The 21,650-nt window shown below is 48.8% G+C and carries 16 protein-coding genes; 6 read left to right on the top strand and 10 right to left on the bottom strand.

Features of this window, described 5'->3' with window-relative positions; all coding sequences use genetic code 11:
- Nucleotides 1-83 precede the first annotated feature (83 nt).
- From DMN77_RS01150 to DMN77_RS01130, 5 genes are all read right to left on the bottom strand, one after another.
- On the bottom strand, nt 84-284 hold the full coding sequence (locus DMN77_RS01150) for a cold-shock protein (RefSeq protein ID WP_068779348.1): 201 nt from the start codon (nt 282-284) through the stop codon (nt 84-86).
- Nucleotides 285-700: 416 nt separating this feature from the next.
- Nucleotides 701-1,354: a response regulator transcription factor gene (locus DMN77_RS01145; RefSeq protein ID WP_068779347.1), complete on the bottom strand. Its 654-nt coding sequence runs from the start codon at nt 1,352-1,354 to the stop codon at nt 701-703.
- Nucleotides 1,351-6,429 (bottom strand): BREX system ATP-binding domain-containing protein, encoded by a 5,079-nt coding sequence (locus tag DMN77_RS01140; protein ID WP_179013162.1) that lies wholly within the window; start codon nt 6,427-6,429, stop codon nt 1,351-1,353. Before DMN77_RS01140 ends, DMN77_RS01145 begins: the two co-directional genes overlap by 4 nt.
- A 200-nt stretch (nt 6,430-6,629) precedes the next feature.
- On the bottom strand, nt 6,630-6,923 hold the full coding sequence (locus tag DMN77_RS01135; protein ID WP_068779345.1) for a hypothetical protein: 294 nt from the start codon (nt 6,921-6,923) through the stop codon (nt 6,630-6,632).
- 249 nt (nt 6,924-7,172) lie between these two features.
- On the bottom strand, nt 7,173-8,219 hold the full coding sequence (locus DMN77_RS01130; protein ID WP_179013160.1) for an NAD(P)/FAD-dependent oxidoreductase: 1,047 nt from the start codon (nt 8,217-8,219) through the stop codon (nt 7,173-7,175).
- A gap of 306 nt (nt 8,220-8,525) precedes the next feature.
- Here DMN77_RS01130 and DMN77_RS01125 point away from each other — a divergent pair, with 306 nt between their 5' ends.
- Both DMN77_RS01125 and DMN77_RS01120 read left to right on the top strand, forming a co-directional pair.
- Nucleotides 8,526-9,554 (top strand): ATP-binding cassette domain-containing protein, encoded by a 1,029-nt coding sequence (locus tag DMN77_RS01125; protein WP_068779343.1) that lies wholly within the window; start codon nt 8,526-8,528, stop codon nt 9,552-9,554.
- The gene (locus tag DMN77_RS01120; protein ID WP_068779342.1) at nt 9,551-10,363 is read left to right on the top strand and encodes an ABC transporter permease; all 813 of its coding nucleotides are present in this window, start codon (nt 9,551-9,553) and stop codon (nt 10,361-10,363) included. Before DMN77_RS01125 ends, DMN77_RS01120 begins: the two co-directional genes overlap by 4 nt.
- A 23-nt stretch (nt 10,364-10,386) precedes the next feature.
- Here DMN77_RS01120 and DMN77_RS01115 read toward each other — a convergent pair whose 3' ends face one another.
- The 4 genes from DMN77_RS01115 to DMN77_RS01100 all read right to left on the bottom strand — a co-directional run bounded on the left by DMN77_RS01115 (nt 10,387) and on the right by DMN77_RS01100 (nt 14,391).
- Complete coding sequence (locus DMN77_RS01115; RefSeq protein WP_068779341.1) at nt 10,387-10,902, bottom strand: ClbS/DfsB family four-helix bundle protein; 516 nt, start codon at nt 10,900-10,902, stop codon at nt 10,387-10,389.
- A gap of 567 nt (nt 10,903-11,469) precedes the next feature.
- Nucleotides 11,470-11,673, bottom strand: a complete 204-nt coding sequence (locus DMN77_RS01110) for a cation transporter (protein ID WP_179013157.1) — start codon at nt 11,671-11,673, stop codon at nt 11,470-11,472.
- Between the two features lie 59 nt (nt 11,674-11,732).
- Nucleotides 11,733-14,153, bottom strand: coding sequence for a heavy metal translocating P-type ATPase (locus DMN77_RS01105; RefSeq protein ID WP_179013155.1), 2,421 nt, complete (start codon nt 14,151-14,153; stop codon nt 11,733-11,735).
- 37 nt (nt 14,154-14,190) lie between these two features.
- Nucleotides 14,191-14,391, bottom strand: coding sequence for a copper ion binding protein (locus tag DMN77_RS01100; RefSeq protein ID WP_068779339.1), 201 nt, complete (start codon nt 14,389-14,391; stop codon nt 14,191-14,193).
- Between the two features lie 271 nt (nt 14,392-14,662).
- On the opposite strand from DMN77_RS01100, the gene DMN77_RS01095 reads away from it, so the two are divergent.
- Nucleotides 14,663-15,313 (top strand): TetR/AcrR family transcriptional regulator, encoded by a 651-nt coding sequence (locus DMN77_RS01095; RefSeq protein ID WP_068779338.1) that lies wholly within the window; start codon nt 14,663-14,665, stop codon nt 15,311-15,313.
- Nucleotides 15,314-15,472: 159 nt separating this feature from the next.
- Here the strand turns inward: DMN77_RS01095 and DMN77_RS01090 are convergent, their stop codons facing one another.
- Nucleotides 15,473-17,779, bottom strand: coding sequence for a helix-turn-helix transcriptional regulator (locus tag DMN77_RS01090; RefSeq protein ID WP_179013154.1), 2,307 nt, complete (start codon nt 17,777-17,779; stop codon nt 15,473-15,475).
- Between the two features lie 292 nt (nt 17,780-18,071).
- On the opposite strand from DMN77_RS01090, the gene DMN77_RS01085 reads away from it, so the two are divergent.
- From DMN77_RS01085 to DMN77_RS01075, 3 genes are read left to right on the top strand one after another with little or no spacing between them, the layout of a single operon-like run.
- Nucleotides 18,072-19,019 carry an ABC transporter permease gene (locus DMN77_RS01085; protein ID WP_068779336.1) on the top strand — a complete coding sequence of 316 codons (948 nt, stop codon included), beginning with the start codon at nt 18,072-18,074 and terminating at the stop codon, nt 19,017-19,019.
- Nucleotides 19,020-19,033: 14 nt separating this feature from the next.
- Nucleotides 19,034-19,936, top strand: a complete 903-nt coding sequence (locus DMN77_RS01080; protein ID WP_179013152.1) for a carbohydrate ABC transporter permease — start codon at nt 19,034-19,036, stop codon at nt 19,934-19,936.
- 57 nt (nt 19,937-19,993) lie between these two features.
- On the top strand, nt 19,994-21,631 hold the full coding sequence (locus DMN77_RS01075; RefSeq protein WP_068779334.1) for a type 2 periplasmic-binding domain-containing protein: 1,638 nt from the start codon (nt 19,994-19,996) through the stop codon (nt 21,629-21,631).
- The last annotated feature ends 19 nt before the right edge of the window (nt 21,632-21,650 follow it).

Here is a 21,650-nt window from a genome sequence, read left to right as displayed (position 1 = left end):
TCTCTTTCTCATCTGGAATGATTAGCTGATAAAATAAAATGCCCCAAACTGGTACGTCTGGGGCATATTATCTTTAGATAAGCTTACAGCTTAACAACGTTCTCGGCTTGTGGACCACGGTTGCCTTGAACTACGTTGAACTCAACGCGTTGGCCTTCGTCCAAAGATTTGAAGCCATCGCCAACGATCGCGCTGAAATGCACGAATACGTCATTGCCGCCTTCAACCTCGATAAAACCAAAGCCTTTTTCTGCGTTGAACCATTTAACTGTTCCTGTTTCCATGAATATTACCTCCAAAAATTTAATTATATGACCTCTATATTCGTTAAATAATAAAAATCACATATTGCACAAGGCTATGCACTTAAAATCATAACCCTCTACAATATGTGAGTTCAGGCCAAAATTCCAATTACTCTCATTATAGTTCAATTCGCTTAAATAAGCAACTGTACTAATTTGGATTTATTACCTGTTCCCTGTAAAGAATGATTCAAGTCATTATGTTTAGCACCTGTAACAACTATATGAACCGTTTTGAGGTCATTTTAAAGCTTGAAACTCGTGTGCTTGAAACACACTCTTATAATATAGTCGGGGACCCGCGGAAATATACCTGATTCTGTAAAAAGATTCGCCAACACCGTCCAAATCCCCTATATATACTCCAGAATACTCCTGTTGGATCGTTTAGTCCATCAAATAATGGATTGAAGGCGGACGATCGCCTGCGCCCGATCCACAACTTCTAGCTTACTGTACAGATTGCTGATATAATTCCGGGCTGTACCTTCGGCAATATGCAATGCATCTGCGATTTCTCGGTTATTCAAGCCTTTGATAATCAGGTGAGCCAGCTCTTCCTCGCGCTCCGTAAGCTTAATATGCTCCAAGGTCGATCTTTGCCACTGCTCATATTCCTCATTAAACCGACTCATTCGTATCGCAAGCTTGGCCGCGACGGCTGCCGGAAGAACAAATTGTCCGGATACCGTATCACGGATGGAAGCGATCATTTTATCGGCATCCATATCCTTCAGCATGTACCCGCTCGCCCCATTGGCCAATCCTTCGACAATATAATCCGTCTCGATAAAAGTAGTCAGAATCAAAATAAATACATCGGGATGACTTTGCTTGATTCGCTTGAGCGCACTAATACCATCCATGACCGGCATACGAATGTCGAGCAACACGAGATCCGGCCGCATGGTATCCACCATTTCACAGACCTCCTGACCATTTCTGGCTACACCGATAACCTCAAGATCCTCCTCAAGATCCAGAATCGTCCGCAAGCCTTCCCGCGTCAGCATCTGATCATCCGCAATCACTATTGAAATTTTCTTCATACCTTCTCTCCAATCCAACGCGAGGCGTAAGGCAAATTTATCACGATTTCACAGCCTTGATTCAACTTCATATTAACGGCAAGGCTTCCCCCCAATTGCTCGACCCGATCCTTCATCGCCTTCAGTCCAAAGCCCATCTTGGGTTGCTCCGCCCCTTGACCTTGGTCCTTAAGCTTGAACTCGATGTTAGAGCCCACTGTCCGCAGGCTAAAATGGAACTCCGTGCTTCCTCCATGCCTAATTCCATTTGTCAGCCCTTCCTGTAAAGCATGATAGATCGTCTTCTTCTGAGCTTGGGATAACTCGGGCGGTTCGTAAATGGCGGCATGAATTACAACTCCCGTATTGCGCTCCGTATCACGAATCAGCTGCCTTAGAATCGGCAGGAAATCAGCATGCTTGTCCTCCTTCAGCATATGAACAGCTCCGCGAATTTCATTCAGACTATGCCTGACCAGCTCCTGCGCTTCCTTCAAACGTTCTGAAGCCGCCTCAGCATCTTTGAAGAACAACCGCCTGCCCGCCTCAATCTGCAAAATAGTTGAAGTAAGCGTGTGACCGACAATATCATGAATCTCCTGGGCGATTCGATTCCGCTCCTCATAGATCGACACTTCGGCCAGAGCGACAGCGGTCTCATGCATCGATTGCTCCAGGCTGCTGGTTCGCTCCGCAACCTGCTCCTCCAGACTATCCTTAAGCATCTGGATCCCGGTGTACAGTCCGGCGTTGGCAATGGAAATCGCACATTGCGAGCCAAGCAGCTTCAATATATCAAGCCGCTCCGGGGTAAAAACACCGGTAGACAATCTGTTCTCCATATAGAGCAGACAGACCATTTTATTCTGATACATGATCGGCAAGCATATGACCGACTTCAGTCCCTGTTCGCGGACATAGCGATCGCGCGCAAACATCCCTTCTTTTGCAGCATCATGAAGCACGATCTCCTCTTTGGTTCTGCCCGCATAGCCGATAATAGCTGCCGGAATCAGCGCCGAGTCCTCTTCGTACGGGATCGATTCGATCCGGAGATCCTCAGGGCTTCCGTAGGCTTCAATCACCCATCTGCCATTGTGGTCAAATAGGAGCGCTCCTAAATCTGCACCCGCATTATGCAGCATAATGCTCATCAGCTTATGAAGCAGACGGTTCATTTCCATTTCTCCGGATATCGCCTGCGCCGACTGCATCACCGATAAATAATCGATATTCTCCAAGCCCTGTTGTCGTCTGCTATGCAGCAAATAGCCATATTGCTGTTCCATAGAGGTCACTTTGGCAGCGGCTCCCCACTTACTGTATGCTTCATAAGCCTCCAACAGATAATGCTTGGCCAACTGCACTCTATCCTTGCGGAGCCAATATCGTCCGTAACACTCTGCGGCTATAGCCAAATCATGGATATGGCTGTAGCTTCGTGCGTTGCCGATCGCCTGCTCATACCCTTCTTCCGCCTGCCGCCATTTACCGAGGATTCGATCCAATTCAGCTTTGACCAACTGATATTTGTGCAGATTGTTTTGAGGACAGCGATCGGCGAACTTCTTCAATTTCTTCAGCCGTTGGCGGATACCTGCCCTATATTGTCGCTGTTTAGCTACAGACGCCTGCTCATATAGCTGAGCCCACACTAATGATTCATAAGTATCCTGGATGATATAATCGAACTTTTTCAAACGGAATTTCGCAATAACCGCCGCCTGCTCCAGCGCCTCTTCCGCTTGTTGATATTCCCCCAGAATATAGCCGACCAGGTATTGATAGATGTAGACCAGCTCCTGAATGATATGGAACTCATCGCCATGGACGAGCTGGACAAACTCTTCGCTAGTTATATCTATTGACGCAAAAGGGTCATTTGCCGATCGATAACCTGTCAAACGGGCAAGCACCGCGGTAAATACCGCTATCTGCTTCAGATGGTAGCTGTTGTTATGCCTCAGAAAGTCCCCGGAGTGCAACAGCAGTCTCTCATAGATATCCCCAAGCGGATGTCCATAGATCAACAGCATCGCCCCACTAATTAGCACACTCTGATTCCCCTGCCACAAATCCCCGGACTCCAGCCCAACCTTCCCGGCGTATTCACGAAAAGTATTAAGCAATCCCGGATCATATTGGCGCCAGCTATCCATACAAAGGGAAAAGGAAGTAAGCGCCTTGGAATAGAGGACTGGGTAGCGCTCCGCTAACCGGCAGGCCATCATCCCCCATTTAAAAGCCTCTTCATCCCGTTTAAATTGAAAGTGAAGCAGCAGCGCATATCCCGTAAAGCCGATGGAGGCCTCCGGGGTTATTCCATCGTTCAATGTCATCTCAATCATCGTGCAGATGGAGGAGACCCAACCCTTCTGATTCACATGGAAGCTGGCATTACTCGTATATACCAGTATTGTCATAGCCGCCTTGCGCACCTCATCTGTCATAGCCGGCAGCTCGCACACAGTGTTCGGCGAATGCTGGCGCAGCATCCGGCCCACCCTTAAAAGGCGGAGGATGAGTCCGATGGTGCCGGGTTCAAAAGCATGCTTCACCCCCAGTAACTCCAGACTTCTCATGCCCAGAGATATGACCTCTTCATGATGATCATGGGAAGCCTCTAATTGGAGCTTAATCATATATACATACGCCTTATCCTGAGAACTCTGTGCATGATGAAGCAGCAAGCTGAACAATTGGTCTGCCTCTTCGACGTGAGCACAGAGAAACTCAGCTTCTGCTCTTTCACGATAAATTTGAAAAGTCAGTACATAATCGCAGTCCCAGCTCTCATCTGTCAGCATACCGGACGCATTACGCAAGTAAATTAGCGCTGTCTCATAGGCCGTAGCTTGCTTGGCCTTCAGACCTGCTTGCAGGTTCAGTTCCACTGCCTGCCTTCTCTGCCAGGGTTCATCAAGCAGCTCCAGCGCCTTGTTCAAATGATTCACCGCTGGAAATACCTCTGATTCATTTCCATGATGCAGCTGTCCCGCTAAATATCGGCCGAATCGCAAATGGATTTTTTGACGCTCGGCCTCGGGAAGTAACTTATAGGCTTCTTGTCTCACGTCATCATCTAGAAATTGATATCCCGCCCCATACTCGGAAATAAGAATGAAATGCTCCTGAATGGCAAAATCCAGCATCTCTTTAAATTCCTCCGCCGTCCGTCCAGTGATAAGGCTGAGCAGCTCCAGACTGAAACTGTTCCCAAGACAAGCCGCCTGCCCCAATATACCGGCATGTTCCTCCGAGAGGGCTTTCATTCTATCCGCCACGTAAGAGCTCGCGTTTCCCGGTACGCTCATGCCCGTGATATATAGCAGATCCCAGCGCCATCCACGAGTCTCCTCATCAAAAAAGATTCTTCTCTCCGCAACCAAGTCCTGCAAAAGGCGCTGCAGGAGCAGCGGGTTGCCTCCCGTCTTGTAGAATAAAGTGCGCACCAGCCGTTCATCCTCGGAAGCCTCATATTGGAGCTTGTCTTTGAGCAATTGTCTTATATCGACCGGATCAAGCCCGCGTAGAAGAACAGTACTACTCTTCAAGTAAGCCGACTTCAGCCGACCTTGCAGAAGCATTGCAGAATCCGCTGCCGCTGCTGAGCATTCCATCTCTCTGCAAGCGAGGACAACTAGCGTATGCTTTAATTCGGGATTATTTAATAAATGGATCAGATATTGCAGCGAAGCTTCATCCATCCACTGCAGATCATCCATGAATAAGATCAACGGATGGCCCTGCTGCGCGAATACCTGAATAAATCGGTTCATCAGCATATGGAGCCGCTGCTGCGCCTCTAACGACGGCAACGGCAGCACCGAAGGCTGCACGCCGATCAGCAGCTCAAGTCTGGGGACCAGATCAATCAGCAATTGACCCAAACCATCCAATACTTCTAAAATACGCAGCCTCCAGACCTCAATCTGCACTTTGCTCTCCATGAACAGCCGATTAAGTAAATCATCGATAAGCTGTATCCATACGTCAAAAGGGGATGCAGCCGGATTCGAGGCTGACCGGGACTGGGCGAAGAAGCCTTCATTTGATGTATGCTCCGCCACGGTCCTCTGGACAAAAGATGTCTTTCCAATCCCCCACTCCCCTTGTACCCATACTACTTGTGCCGCTCCATCGGATACCTGATCCAATACGGCCAAAAGCTGCTGTTGCTCCGCTTGCCGTCCATAGTAACCTATGGAGCCGCTCCATCGCTCTGGAACATCATGACTGCCTGGAACCAGTGAATCGATCTTCCCGGAGGTTTGATAGCAGAACAGACACTCTTCCAGATCGTATTTGATCCCATATGCACTGGAATAGCGGGCTTCGGGAGCCTTCTGTATGCATTTTGTGATAATATCCGATACGGCGACCGGGATGGAGGGATACCTATGATGTAAAGGTTCTGGCGTGCGGGCAATGTGGCGATAGACGATATTCGATACATCCTGAAGATCGAAGGGCAAGCTGCCCGATAACAGTTCATATAAGGTGATTCCAAATGAATAATAATCGGTGCGGAAATCCGGTCTTGTCCCCGTTCTGCCAGTCTGTTCAGGCGACATGTACGGCAATACCGATTCAGGGCGGCTTCTTGACGAGAGCGGACTCTGATTCAGGCCGGATGAGCATAAGCGAAGATCGATGAATCTGACGGACTTGGCAGCCGGATTTACATAGATATAGAGGGGAATGATCTCATGAAGTGTCATATTCTCGCGTTGAAGAATCATCAGAGATCGAATAATTTCTATAGCGATTTCGAGAAAAGTTGTTAAGTCCAAAGGTTCGCTGCCGGAGTGCAGAAATTGATCAAGCGTGATGCCCCCATCGTCGTGCAGAAGCAAAACAGGCCGATTCTTCAGCATTTGCAACCCGTAGGTTTTCGCCGTCCCTCTCCCGTCCAGCTTGTGGAGAAGATCAAATTCGTAATGGAAGGAGTCGATGAGCAGCTGCTGCGGATATTCGTCACAAGTGGTCTTGCCAAGCACATATTGTCCGTCCGAAGAACGACGCAGCCGGTACAACACAACCTCCTCATTACCGCTCAGTTTGCCGATGGTTTCGTAGCCCGGTAACTCGATCATTTCACGATCCTCCCTGTAACCTCTCCTTGTTCTGGGAAATATTAATCATTATATCATTTGAATTCGCCTGAACTATACCGTGTTGATGAAACATAATATATACAACAAAGAAGGCAGTCCCCAATGAGATAACCTGCCTTCCCTGTCCCTTGCCTGCTCAAGTATGATGCCTGAATGTTTTTTCACTGCAAAGCTTGCATTTAATACTGTACGGCCAGCACAGCAAATTTGCCCATTTGTTCGATCCGGACTGTAATCAGGCCGCCATTGACTTGTCCTCCAAGCTTGTTCCATACTTGATTTGTCTCATCGAAGTAATGAACAGCAGCCTGCTTCCCCGGTTCAATCTTCGCCGGATCAAACTTCAGAGTTAGAACAATCGGTTTCGCATAGTGACTCGGAGGTTCCTTAAGTTCGAATACTTGGCTGGCAAGATTTCCTTTGACATTCGCCAACATAACAGTATCAGTTACCATGGTTATCAACATGATCATATCCCAGGTACTCGCCTCCTCTAAAATATTAAACAATCCACTGCTTAACTCCGCTCGTCTACACTGTAATGGCAAATAGCGAACGTAACCAATAATTTCGTTATATATTCCATAGTAATATACTGCGATTCGACAAAATAGTGATTATTGTCATCATTTTTGTCATATGACAGAAATCACACCCTTTGCAGAATCTAAAAAAGGAGCCCGGCGTTCGAAACGCCAAGCCCCCGAGTCAAGAATCGTATATCAATGCCGATCTTCTTCCATGACGCCAAGCGCACGATTCTTCTCTTTGAAGCGGCTGTTGTGCGATGATACATAGGCTACCTTTTCCGCAGCCGGATCTATGAACAGCTTGGCATGATTTACAGCCAGGACGGCATCCGTAAAAGCCCCGGCGATAAGTCTGACCTTGTTCTCATAGTCAACGAAATCTCCGGCGGCAAAGATGCCCGGTATAGTCGTCTCCATGCGGGTATTGACATTCACCGTCCATTCTCCGATATTCAAGCCCCAATCGCGGACAGGCCCAAAATCGCTCCTCATTCCATGATTTACGATCACGTCATCCACATTAATAATTTCAGATTCACCGCTCTCCACATGGGTAATGCTTACCTGATTAATAAGATTCCCGTCCTGACTGTGCAGCCTATCTACTACATAGGGAGTGCGGACATTTACCGTTGATTCCCTCATACGGGTCACATTTCGTTCATGCCCACCGAATTCATTCCTCCGGTGCACGATCGTTACAGATGCAGCGACTGGCTGAAGCTCGTTAGCCCAATCCACCGCGGAATCTCCTCCGCCCGAGATCACGACATGCTTGTCTCGAAATGCATCCAGCTCCTGTACCGTGTAATGCAGGTTAGTTACCTCAAACCGATCCGCTCCCTTGATCTCCAGCTTGGCCATTTTACGAATACCATAGCCGATAGCCATGATGACTGTACGTGTCCAATGAACCTGGCCCGAGGCCGTCCTTAAGAGGAAGGTACCATCCTCCTGACGCTCACACTCGCTTACCTGTTCATCGAGGATTATCGTAGGGTCAAAGGTTTGCGCCTGCTGAGCCAACTGCTTAATTAGCGTTCCGCATAAAGTTGGAGTGACTCCTCCGACATCCCAGATCATTTTCTCGGGATACAACAGCAGCCTTCCACCCAATTCCTGATTCGCGTCAATCAGCTTCGTCTTCATATCGCGCATGCCGCTGTAGAAAGCAGCATACATGCCCGCCGGCCCGCCGCCAATGATCGTAACATCATACAACTCCAATGGGTTCCCCATCCTGATTCCTTCCTCCTCTATATTCGAATGGCCGGGAGATTCAATCAGCCCCAGATCCGCTTATGGCATTACCATTTTTTATATTCAAATCTATTATTATTGAAAATGATTATCATTGTCAATGGATAAAAAGGAAGACTGCTTTATCTATATTTTGCTTTTCATTTGTTTACATTCTGTTTAAAAAGCGATGATATGATCCGATTACGAGATCACAATCAAACGTTTAAAGAGTTAGGCTCTTGGTATCGGGAAGCACACTTATTTGAACTAAATTTTATATGTTGTGGATTGGAGGAAATTAAATTGGCACATAAACACAAAGAATCTAATAGCAACTGGGCCGTGGAGGCAAGCGGTCTGGTCAAAGTATTTGGGGATAACCGTGCGGTGGATGGTGTGGATTTAAATGTACGCGCAGGCTCGATCTATGGTGTGCTTGGACCTAACGGAGCCGGCAAGACAACGACGATTCGTATGCTGGCCACGCTGCTGCGTCCGGATGCCGGGACAGCGAAGATCTTCGGGCATGACGTGGTCAAAGAATCGCAGATTGTACGACAGTTGATCGGTGTAACAGGACAATACGCTTCCGTCGACGAATCGCTCAGCGCTACCGAGAACTTGATCATCTTCTCGCGCTTGCTTGGTCTCTCGCGCAAAGAAGCAAAGAGCAAGGCGGTGGAACTGCTTGAGGAATTTGGCTTATCCGAGGCGGCCAAACGTCCGCTCAAAAATTTCTCCGGCGGCATGCGGCGCAGATTGGACCTGGCTGCCAGCCTGATCGCTCAACCTCCGCTCATCTTCCTCGATGAACCGACAACCGGGCTCGACCCGCGTACGCGTTCCCAGATGTGGGATACGATTCGCCGGTTAGTGGATACGGGATCCACCGTACTGCTGACGACGCAGTATCTGGAAGAGGCCGATCAACTGGCTGACCGGATCGCCGTCATCGATTACGGCCGAGTCATCGCCGAAGGCACTGCCGATGAACTGAAGATGTCCGTTGGTACTTCCTCCCTGCATATGCGGGTGCAGCATGTACAGGACATTGAGAAGACTCGCCGCATGATTGAGCAGGTGCTGAAGGTACCGTCGAGCATATCTTCCGAGGCCGGCGAGATCACGGCGCCGATGGCAAATGCTGATCTCGTCACCGATCTGCTGATCGCACTCCGCAGCGAGGGAATTACTCTATCCGAGATGAGCGTACAGAAGCCGACTCTTGACGAGGTATTCCTGACGATCACCGGCCAGCGGGCAACTGATGCGGTGGAAGAAGCCCCCGCGCCAGCCTATGAATCCAAAACCATGGAGGGAACGATAGTATGAGAACTTCCATTCAAGCAGTATCTGAACGCAAATTAAAAAACAACACCAGCCTCATGCAATCGCTGCGCAATTCACTTACGATGGCCTACCGCGGACTGCTCAAAATCCGCCGTACGCCTGAGCAATTATTCGACGTTACGTTGCAGCCCATCTTATTCACATTAATGTTCACATATATTTTTGGCGGGGCGATCTCCGGCGATGTAGCCAGCTATTTACCGGTCATTATCCCCGGCATTCTCGTCCAGACCGTCATTACGACCTCGGTCGTAACCGGCGTTCAGTTGCGAGAGGATATGGACAAAGGCGTGTTCGACCGCTTCAAATCCCTGCCGATCGCACGGATCGCTCCGCTCGCAGGAGCGCTGCTTGCTGATACGATCCGTTATACTATCGCGACCGTACTGACCTTTGTAATGGGCTATATTATGGGCTACCGTCCAGACGGGGGTCTGGAGCATGTCGCCCTGGCCGCGATTATCGTCATTGCTTCCTCCTGGGCGATCAGCTGGATCTTTGCTTTCTTTGGCGTTATCGCTCGCACCGCCTCAAGCGTACAGGGGATCTCGATGATCATATTGTTCCCGCTCACCTTCCTCTCCAACGCCTTTGTACCGGTAGAGACAATGCCAGGCTGGCTGCAGTGGTTTGTGAAGTTCAATCCGATCTCGCATCTGGTGACCGCCGTACGCGATCTGGCCAATTCCGGTACGGTTGGCTGGGACCTGGGGATTTCCCTGATCGGCGCTGCCGTGATCGTTCTGATCTTTGCGCCGTTAACCGTGCGCGCTTATATGCGTCGGACCTAATGTATTGATTTGTCCAAGTCGCTTTATGTCGTGTACTTCTTCCATTTTCTAATTTTAGAGCGGAAATTCTGGAACGGAGCCGCCGAGTTAATATGAATCCAACGGACCATCGGCCAGTTCTCTTTGTCTCCCGTCCATTTACGAGCACCTTGCATGAATAGCTCCTGATCCGTCAGAGTCTCGATCCATTCCAACCATTGCTGTTCCTTCTCGCGGAATAAGGATCTGAGCTCTGGCAGGGGCTTAGAGGAGTACTCATCATAAAAAGACTGATACAGCCCGCCAAGCTGATTCCATTTGTAGCCCGGCGCGGGCATCCGAACTTCCCGGCCTTCTCGTTCGTCCTTGTCCCAGCTCATAACGAGGGATAGCCAGCCCAGCTGGTACGCGATGATCTCCGCAGGAGTCTTGTCCACTTCAGGAACTCGCCTATCCTTCTGGCTGTTCTCGATTACATCAAATTCAGCATCAAGCTGTATGTAGCGGGAATGAATCGTATCGATGAGCTCCTGTTTGGATGCATACTCATAACTTGCCATAGCTAACGTCTCCTTTGTTGTATTGATGTAGTTATACCATATCGCAAGTGACAACTGTCTGTCTTATTATGATTATAAAAGCGATATCGCAACTGTTACCATCTCTTTAGCAGCTATTCCCTAAAGTTGCGGCAAAAGCCTGGAATCAGGCCCTCACGGGCCATTCCAGGCTTTTTTATATGAGTAAGATTAGATCGCAGCACTATTCTTGAGAATTTGTTCAATCACTTCCTTGATCACCCGAAGCAGGCTGCGATCCTAATCCAGGAAAGGATGCCAGAGGAACTCGAATATTATTTTTGTGGCAGGCCACTTCCAACTGCCCAGCTCGGGGCGGAGAATGGCCAGGCGACTTCGCGCTGGCTCCGTGATCATCCGGAATTGTGGGATGGAAAACACGAGCATGCCTTGTGGTAGTTGTTCTAGGCGGACGGGTGCGCCTCCCAAAGGATCATAAAAATTTATTATCCAGCATAGAGAACCCCTGCAAGCAAAGTATCGTAAAGATACCAACCTGCAGGGGTTCTCTATAGAAGTTAGATCAGGCTTCAAACGAATATCATCGGCTTACAGCACGACATGATATCCCTTTGCCTCAATGCTGTCTTTAATATCTGAAATCCCCAGCTTGGCTGGGTCATATTTTACATTTACCGTATGCTCTTCAAGATTTACTTGTCCTTCGGCGCCGATGGCTTCAAGCGCTCCCTCGACCTTCTTGGCGCATTTGCCGCAGTTCATGCCCTCTACTTTTACCGTGGTCTCTTGCATATTTTCACCTCCTCCCCACCGAAACTCAGCTTCTCACTGCTGCCCATTATGCTTAAAAGTTATCCGCGCACCTTCACACGCTGCAGACGAAGGGCGTTCAGAACAACGGATACCGAGCTTAATGCCATGGCTGCCCCGGCTACCCAAGGAGCCAGGAATCCTAATGCCGCGATCGGAATACCAAGCGTGTTATAACCCAGCGCCCAGAACAGGTTCTGCTTAATGTTGCGCATCGTCTTCCGGCTCATAAAGATTGCATCCGGAATGCTGGACAGGTCACCGCGCATCAAGGTTACATCCGCCGCTTCCATTGCTACGTCTGTCCCGGTGCCGATCGCCATGCCGATATCTGCGGTTGCCAGCGCCGGAGCATCATTGATGCCGTCGCCGACCATAGCCACCTTCTTGCCTTCGGCTTGCAGCTTCTTCACTTCCTCCGCTTTGCCTTCCGGCAAAACCTCGGCGCGAACGTGATCGATACCGACTTGGTCCGCAATCGCTCTGGCTGTACGTTCATTGTCACCGGTGATCATGATGACCTGGAGACCCATTTCCTTCAAGCGGCTTACCGCTGCCACCGAGCTGTCCTTAATCGTATCGGCAACAGCCACCATTCCCGCATATTCATGATTAATCGCGACCAGCATCGCCGTCTTGCCCGATTCCTCCAGCTTTGACATTGAGGCATAAGCCTCCGTCGCGTCTACATTAAATTTATCCATCAAACGTCGCGTACCAATCAGCATATCGCTGCCTTCGACCACAGCCCTGATACCGAATCCAGGGATAGCCTCGAAGGAATCCGTACCCGGCAGCTCTATATGTTTCGCCTTGACGCCTTCCACGATCGCTTCAGCGAGCGGATGCTCTGAATTTTTCTCTGCAGCACCCACCAGCCTGAGGAATTCAGCTTCATTCCGTTCTGTCAGCACATCGGTTAGTTCGGGTTTGCCTTTGGTCACTGTGCCCGTCTTATCCAGGATAATGGCATCGATCCTATGCGTCTGCTCCAGATGCTCGCCGCCTTTGAACAGGATGCCAAATTCAGCCGCGCGGCCGGACCCCGCCATTATCGAAGTTGGAGTAGCCAGACCCAGCGCACAAGGACAGGCAATGACGAGCACGGCGATCGCTTTTTCCAAGGAACCGGCAAAGTCTCCCGGGGAGACAAGGAAATACCAGACGAGAAAAGTAACCAGCGCAATCCCCACGACAATCGGGACGAAAATACCGGAGATCACATCAGCTACACGCTGAATCGGTGCCTTCGAACCTTGAGCCTCTTCCACGACCTTAATAATTTGCGCGAGCGCTGTCTCCTTGCCGACCTTGGTAGCACTAATTCTGAGCATGCCATTCTTGTTCATAGTTGCGCCGATAACCGTATCACCGGCCTGCTTCTCCACGGGAATGCTCTCACCTGTCAGCATCGATTCATCCACCGACGACATGCCTTCCAGCACTACGCCGTCAACCGGAACTTTATCGCCAGGGCGGACGAGCACAACATCCCCCGTAATTACTTCTTCAATCGGAATGCTTAACTCCTGACCGTCACGGACGACTAGAGCGGTCTTCGCCTGCAAGCCCATCAACGACTTGATCGCTTCCGATGAACGTCCCTTGGCCAATGCTTCGAACAGCTTACCCATCACTACCAGCGTAATTAGCACAGCGCTGGTCTCATAATACATCGAAGGCCCATGATGAACATCGGCACCGTTCACAGCCCACGCGATCGTTAGATACAAACTGTAGAAATAAGCTGCTGACGTACCCAGTGAGATCAGAACATCCATGTTGGCACTGCCATTGCGAAGCGCTTTATACGCTCCGATGTAGAACTGTCTGCCGATATAGAACTGAACTGGCGTAGCCAGAATAAGTTGGAACCAGGGATTCATAAAAAGATCCGGGACCCATATCCACGATGTAAAGGAGAAATGGCCTACCATCGACCACAATAGCGGTAAGGAGAGGATTGCCGACACGAGCAGCTTGCGCTTCTGACGGGTTATCTCTTGCTTACGATGCTCGGACAGATCCGCCTGCTCCTGCTTGAGGGAGGCTTTGTAGCCTATCTTTTCTACCCTTTGCTGCATATCAGAAACGCTTACTTCAGCTGGATTATACTCCACATGAGCGCTCTCCATTGCAAAGTTAACGGTCGCTTGACTCACACCGGGTATCTTATTCAGTGTCTTCTCAATTCTTGTGGCACAGGCTGCGCAAGTCATACCGCTTAATTCGAGCTCTACCTTCTCCTTGATGGTGTCATAACCAAGCTTCTGGATGCTCTGCTCCATCTTGGCTACATCGACGACACTTGGATCATAGGTAACTGTCGCCCGCTCAATTGCGAAGTTCACATTCGCTTCCGACACGCCTTCAAGCTTATTCAGACCTCTCTCAATCCGATTCGCACAGGCCGCACAAGTCATCCCCGTGATCTGAAGGGATGTCTGCTTCGTTCCTTCCATTTCTATCACCCGCCTAAAATAGGATACTATTTAGAGGTTACTCAACGTCGTAGCCTTGATCCTCGATAGCTTCCTTGATATGGTCAAGAGAGAGCTTGCTCTCGTCAAATTCTACAGCGACTGTTCCCTTCTCCAGATCAACCGTCCCTTTTGCCCCGATCTCTTTCAGAGCGCCCTCCACCGAATTGACGCAATGGTTGCAAGACATTCCCTTCACGTTAAGCAGTACATTTTCCATTTCGATTACCTCCTGGTTTGTTTAAAGTTCGCCATTCACTTATGGCGTTATTATTGTCTTTCCTTAATTCCTTAACCGTATAGCATAAATCATAAAGCGCCCCGATCACATATATAGTATACCCCCCTACCCTATATTTGGTCAATACTTATTCTCCACCTACCCCAAATAAATTTTCCCGATGCTTAAACTTGTTACAGTCATCCATCATTGTCCACCCATCGGAGGAACGCTATAATAATACGATAACGACGATTTTGGAGGCTTCCGTATGGACCCGAAAACGAGGCACAAAAATGAATTACAGCGAGGGAAACAGAATCGGATTCAGCTCGTCATCGAAGCGGCCGAAGAAGTGTTCAAAGAAAGAGGCATTGATCAGACGACGATGCAGAACATCGCGGATCGAGCTTGCGTTGGCGTGGCTACCGTATTCCGCTTCTTCCCGAAGAAGGAGAAGCTTGTTGTCGCCGTGGCGACAAGAAACCTGGAGACCGTACTGCATACCTTCCAAGCGATCGCCCAAACGCAGGCATCGTGTTATAAGAAGATTAGCCTGCTCTTTGATGATTTCATAACCCTGCTCGATAGCGACGATAGCTCTAATGTAAAGCTGCTGGAAAATTTCGAGAGCTATGCGGCCTACTACAAGGAACCCATCGAAGATATCGATATCTTCAATAAGATCTATCGGCAAATATCCGACGTCTTCTCGACCATTATTCAGCAAGGGATTGAGGATGGCTCCATAAGGAATGACATTCCGGTAGAGAAAGTGCTGACGACGGTCGTTAACACCTTCGGGAATTTCGCAAGAAAGCTGTCCCTGCAGAAAAACATTCTCACCGTTGAGCCTGATCTGGACCCGAAGGAGCAGCTGCTGATCCTGAAGGATATCCTGCTTAGCTATCTCAAGGGCTAAGCTTGGTTATGTGCTTAACGAGTCACATGAATCGCATGAGCCACATGAGTCGTTTTTAAATCGTTACCTATGTTTAAAATGAAGCACCGTACCCTATGAGAAGAGGCCTGCTAATGAAGCTCCATTAGCAGGCCTCTATTTTATGCATGAGAGGAAACATCAGCTCGTAAGATTCTTCCGGACAGAGCGGTATTGAGTGGGAGAAACTCCCTCCCGTTTACGGAAGGCCCGCGAGAAATTGTTCTCATCCACAAATCCAACCTGCTCGACAATTTCTCTAATGGAGAAGTTGGTCGTCTCAAGCAGCTCCTTGGCCTTCTCAATACGAATTCTGGATACATATTGCATAAGGGGAAGCCCGTTTTTATTCTTGAAATAACGTGTGACGTAAGAGGGCGTCAAGGATAGCTGCTCCGCCACCGTCGAAAGACTCAAATTATAGTCCGCATAGTTTTGCGCCACATAGCTCAGCATTGAAGAATACAGACGATCCTCATTTGAATCCTCTCCAAGGCTGTCCTGGATGCTGCGGGATACATCAAGCAGATTGGCGCAGGCTTCTCCGACCGTCTCGGACAGCTGGCCAGCCAGCGTCTCCAGTTTAAACTTAATCGCTTCACGGTGAGAGAGTGAGATATTGTTCACGATTTGATTCAAAGTAAATATCATTTGCAGAAAGGTTAGGCGAAAGGTCGCAGCATCCTCCAGCCAAGTGAACCTCTCCTTCAATTCCTGCATCAATCGCTGTAATCTCTCCGAATCCTTCGAGCATACCGCATTATGCAATTCCTCCGCCATATCGGTAATCTGGCGTTTATCGCCGGCCATATGCCCTTCTATTTTCTGCTGCTGCAAGACCTCCGATTGAGTGATGATCGATTGCTTGCCCGCAAAAATGCGATACTCCGCCAATGATGTCGCTGAACTATAGGATTGGTGCAGTTCCGTCGCCGATTGAGGTTCGCCGATCGTACAGGATAAGGAAAGCTTAAAGTGCCTGTCCATAAATTTCAGAACCTGGGCTGCGAATGCCCGACTCCGCTCCTCCCATTGATCGGCAAACTCATTATTCCATGATACGATGCCCACAATTCCGTTATCGATCGCCAGATCCAGCGCATAGTTAATCCCGTGCTCTCCGGATAAGTTCTCAAACACATTGCATACTGCGTATTTCAGCAGCCACTGTTCGCTCAGCGGCTCTTTTCCCACCTTCGCGTTGTAGTCATCGAACATAATTACCAGCACATTGCCCCATTCCCGGCTGCCAAGCAACTTATCGAGTACGCTGCGATTAGCCTGCGTCGTGTTATCTACATTTAATTTACCCATTAACACGGCGAGCAGCAGCTGATTTCGCGTTAATATCTCCTGATTATGCATCATATGGGACATATTGATACTCTCATCCCTCATTTGCTCGATATAACGCGTGAGCTGGGCGAGCTCATCTTCTTCATGAGCGGTGGATTTCTTCGTTAGCGAGGGAAGACGGCTGGACAGCTCCTGAATCGGCTCATAGCTCTTGCGGGCCGAGCGGAAGCTAAGCACCAGCCCAAGTCCCAGTGACAGCAGAACAATCCCAAGCGAGACGGTAAGCGCAACATAATATTCATGGAAATAAGCATTGCGCAGGGTAGCATTTACCACGTGGAATTGCTGCTTCTCAGAGATTTCCTGCAAGAGAAGATACCCGCGGAACCTCTGCTCCGAATTCTGGACAGCAAGCGCTAATTCTCTCCAATCCAAATCAGGATTTCCGTCCAGATAGAAAAACGGCGTACCGTAGCGATCAAAAATAATCAGGCTGCTCTCCGGGTCGATCGTCCGCTCGAAGCTGTCTATCATAGCTGCATAATTCAATTTATAGATCATGATTCCATTGGAATAAGGCGTACTGTCCAACGGAACGAGCAGCAGCAATACGTGATCCCTGCCCCCTTGGTTAGACTCATTGTTTAATGAGGACAGCAGCATCGGCGTCTTTAACTCCTCCATCAGCGAACGCAAGCTCTCCGGTTTGATTTTGCTCCGGCAGATGAGCTGGACATAGCTCTCCGCCGTATACATCCCTGTATCCGTAAAGATGACATCCTCCAATGAGCTATACGGCGTGTTCCGATAAAACAGTCCGATCGAATCAAGCTCTGAAGAAGGCGCTTTCAACTTATCAAACTCATCTGCGATCAAATATGGGTAATTGATCTGCTCATGCAATTGATAAGGAAGCAGCCTGGTGTCATGTGAGACGGATAAGGTCAACTTCTGCAGATCAAGGATCCGGGTATCCAACAGCTCCGTCATGTGTGCCATGAATCGATGGGTATTCTCCGTCAGACGATGATAGGTATTTGAGAGAGAAATAATATTGGTAATTAACAGCAATAGACCTGACACTGCCAGAATCAGCAAATACCTGCCGAGAAAATTTCGGTATAGCTTCGATTGCAGGGCTTTCCGCAACATACTCACTTCCCAATGATGAAATATGCACAAAAGATTATATCGAGTATACGAATTTTGACTTGGGTTATCAATTGATCTAAGCCAAATAGCAAAAATAGACGATTCACTGCGAAAATTGCCGGGTTCGAATTCAGACTTAATATCAATCTTTGCCGTCAAAAGCCAAATATCGGTGATTGCTGCATCCCGGCGGATTCTTTAATATCAAGGCCATAGAAACGCGATTCCGGCCGGACTCGGTTCTGATCCACAATACAACCTATGAACTGCTAAGGAGAGGGAGGCTTATCTTATGCCTGTAAGGGCTAAATCAGCGCCTGCTTCGGTCCATAAATCCGCCAGAAAGAAACTGGGCATACGGAATAATTGGGATTATCTCATCTTCATTATCCCTGTCATCCTTTACTTTCTTATTTTCTGTTATGGTCCGATGTACGGCGTACAACTGGCATTCAAACGCTTCAATCCGGCTCTTGGGATCACCTCAAGCCCTTGGATCGGAACGGATAATTTCGAGCGTCTGTTTGGATCATTCCAATTCGTCCGCATTTTAAAAAATACACTGGTCATTAATTTGCTTAAAACCTTCATCAGTTTCCCGATCCCCATCATCCTTGCGCTGATGTTTAATGAGATTCGACGGGAAAGATTGAAGAAGACATTTCAGACGATCACTTATGCTCCATATTTCATTTCTACGGTTGTCTTCGTCGGGATCATCCATTTATTCCTTGCCGGAGAGAACGGCTATATTAACCATGTTCTGGAGATGCTTGGAATCGCTCCGATTCCCTTTTTAACTTCTCCCGATACATTCTCCGGAGTCTATGTCGGCTCGGATATATGGCGGAATAGCGGGTGGAACTCGATTATCTTTATTGCCGCATTATCGGGAGTGGACCCCCAGCTGCATGAATCAGCGCAGATCGACGGGGCCAGTCGATTCAAAAGAATTATCCATGTGAATCTTCCATGTATTATGCCGACCATTGTTATTCAATTTATTCTACAGATGGGGAAAATGATGACTCTCAGCTATGAGCGCATTCTTCTCATGCAGAATAGCCTCAATATTGAGGCGTCCGAGGTCATATCTACTTATGCTTACAAAACGGGTCTGATCAATATGGATTACGGATTCTCAACGGCCGTGGGGCTCTTCAATAACGTCATTAACATCGTACTGCTGCTGGCCGCCAACAAGATCGCCAAACGCTACAGCAGCAGCAGTCTGTTCTAAAGGGAGGGAAGACCATGGAAGCAGCTTCACAGCGCATTCGGGAGTCTCAGGGAGATCGTGTATTTTTAACCATTACTTATATACTGATTGGGATCCTGGTACTGGCTATCCTCTACCCGCTCATTTATGTAGTCAGCGCCTCATTCAGCGATCCCAAGCTGGTCATTTCCGGCAAAATCGGGCTGATTCCGAAGGGGTTCAATCTGGAAGCCTACCAGCGGGTGTTCATGAATCACGAAATCTGGATCGGATACCGCAATACGATTCTGTATACCGTCATCGGCACCGCCGTTAATATCGCGCTCACGATGATGGGGGCTTATCCATTGTCACGGCGGAATTTTCCTTGGCGCAGGTCCTGCATGGTGTTCTTTACAATCACGATGTTCTTTAGCGGAGGGATCGTCCCTATGTACCTGCTCGTCCGCGATCTCGGCCTGTATAATTCAATGTGGGCCTTGATCCTGCCGACGGCCATCAATGTTTACAACATGATTGTGGCAAGGACCTTTCTGGAGACGACCATAGACGAGCAGATCTATGAATCGGCTTATATCGACGGCTGCAGCAATATACGCGCCTTCTTCTCCATTGTGCTGCCGCTTAGCGCACCGATTATGGCCGTGCTGGTCCTATTTTATGCCGTATATCATTGGAACTCTTACTTCGAGGCGATGATATATCTCAAAGACCGGACCTTGTATCCGCTACAGCTATTCCTCCGCGAGATTCTTGTGATGAACCAATCGGATAATGTCATGATGGATTCCATCGAGATGGACACGAGCAAATTCCTCGTCGCGGAAGGCGTTAAATATGCAGTAATTATCGTATCGAGCGTGCCCATCCTTATGCTCTACCCGTTCCTTCAGAAGTATTTCGTAAAAGGGATGATGATCGGGGCCCTTAAGGGATGACGATACCGAAAGAACAAATTTCACTAGTTCACCATATAAAAGGAGTTGCTTACGATAATGAAAAAGAGACTTGTCTTGCTGATCGCGCTTGTGCAAATCGCGTCACTCCTCACCTTAACTGCCTGTGGGACGACGGGCAAAGGGAATGCGGACGTTGCCGCCAAAGATGAAGAAACCGCGGCCAATATTACAAAGACCGGTCTGCCTATTGCCGATAAGCCGGTTCATCTTCAGGGGCTTGTCGCCAAATACGAGCTTGTTACAGATTGGAACCAGCATACGGGATTAAAAGACTACGCGTCCAAATCCAATGTCATTATCGACTGGGATAGTGTGCCACAGAACGCTTTTGAAGAGCGCCGAAACCTTCTGTTCGCTTCCAATGATCTGCCGGACTTCGTCATGCGAGCTGGTCTGACACCACAGCTCATCACTTCGTATGCGGCCGCGGGTCAAATTATCCCGTTGGACGATCTGATCGAAGCCGGCTATGCGCCTAACTTATCCGCGCTGATGGCAGCGGACGAAGGGATTCGCAAGTCGATCACCTCGGCGGATGGCCATATCTACTCCCTGCCCAATATCAGCGAAGCCGACGGGCGTATTGGTTCGTCATGGATCAATAAGAAGTGGCTGGACAAGCTCGGACTGGACATGCCGACAACAATGGATGAGTTCTATCAGGTCATGAAAGCATTCAAGGAGCAAGATCCCAACGGAAATAACAAGGCGGATGAACTCCCGCTCTCCGGATACAAGGAGAAGGCTAATAACGGGAATGAATTCTTTAAATCGTTCTACGGGAACTGGGGCTTCGGCGGCAATTCGGGAATTATCGCCCCCTATATGGATGTAGATGATAACGGCAAGATCCGTTATATCGCTACGGATGAGAAATTCAAGGAGATGCTGGCCTACTTCAGCAAGTTCTGGGCAGAAGGCTTGATCGATAAGGAGATTTTCTCACAGGATATGAACCAGGTGGTAGCCAAAGTGGATGAGGAACGGATCGGCTACGTGGCCAAAGGCAACAACAATCTATGGATGGGCAAAAATCGCAGCGATTATGTGCAGAATCCGGTCATGAGAGCGATCGACGGCGATGTCTATTGGACAAGCGTCAGCCCCAAAGTACGGGATATCGGCTCCTTTGTCATCACCAGCAAGAATCCGAATCCGGAAGCTACGCTGCGCTGGGGAGACTATTTCCTCAGTGAAGAAGGGACCGCCATGGCCCGCCTGGGAATTAAAGATGTCACCTACACGATCGACAGCGACGGCTTCTATAAATTGAAGGATGAATACGCCAATAACCCTAATGGACTTACTGTAGATGAAGCGCTCTCCGATTACACGATCTTCCAGGGCGGACAAATACCGCAGCGGGTTACCCAAAAGGTCGATCAGAGCGCGGCTGTACTTCCCGAGATGATCGCTAATAAGGATGTTGTCCGTCCTTATCTCGTGCCCGATGAAAAGCTGATGATTCCGAATTTCTCCGAGGACGAGAATATCCAATTGAGCACCTACGCCACAGATATCGAGGCATATACCGAGGAACAGGTTGTCAAATTTATTACTGGTGCCAAATCGCTTGATGAGTGGGATAATTATGTAAGTACACTTAATAAAATGCACCTGGATAACTATCTTGCGATTTACCAGGCGGCCTATGACCGCTGGAATCAGCAGTAAGTATCCTTCAAAGACGGGA

Source organism: Paenibacillus sp. 79R4 (assembly GCF_013393165.1).
Classification (GTDB): Bacteria; Bacillota; Bacilli; order Paenibacillales; family Paenibacillaceae; genus Fontibacillus.
Note: the sequence above shows the minus strand (reverse complement) of the source record. Positions and strands in the feature narration are given on the sequence as shown.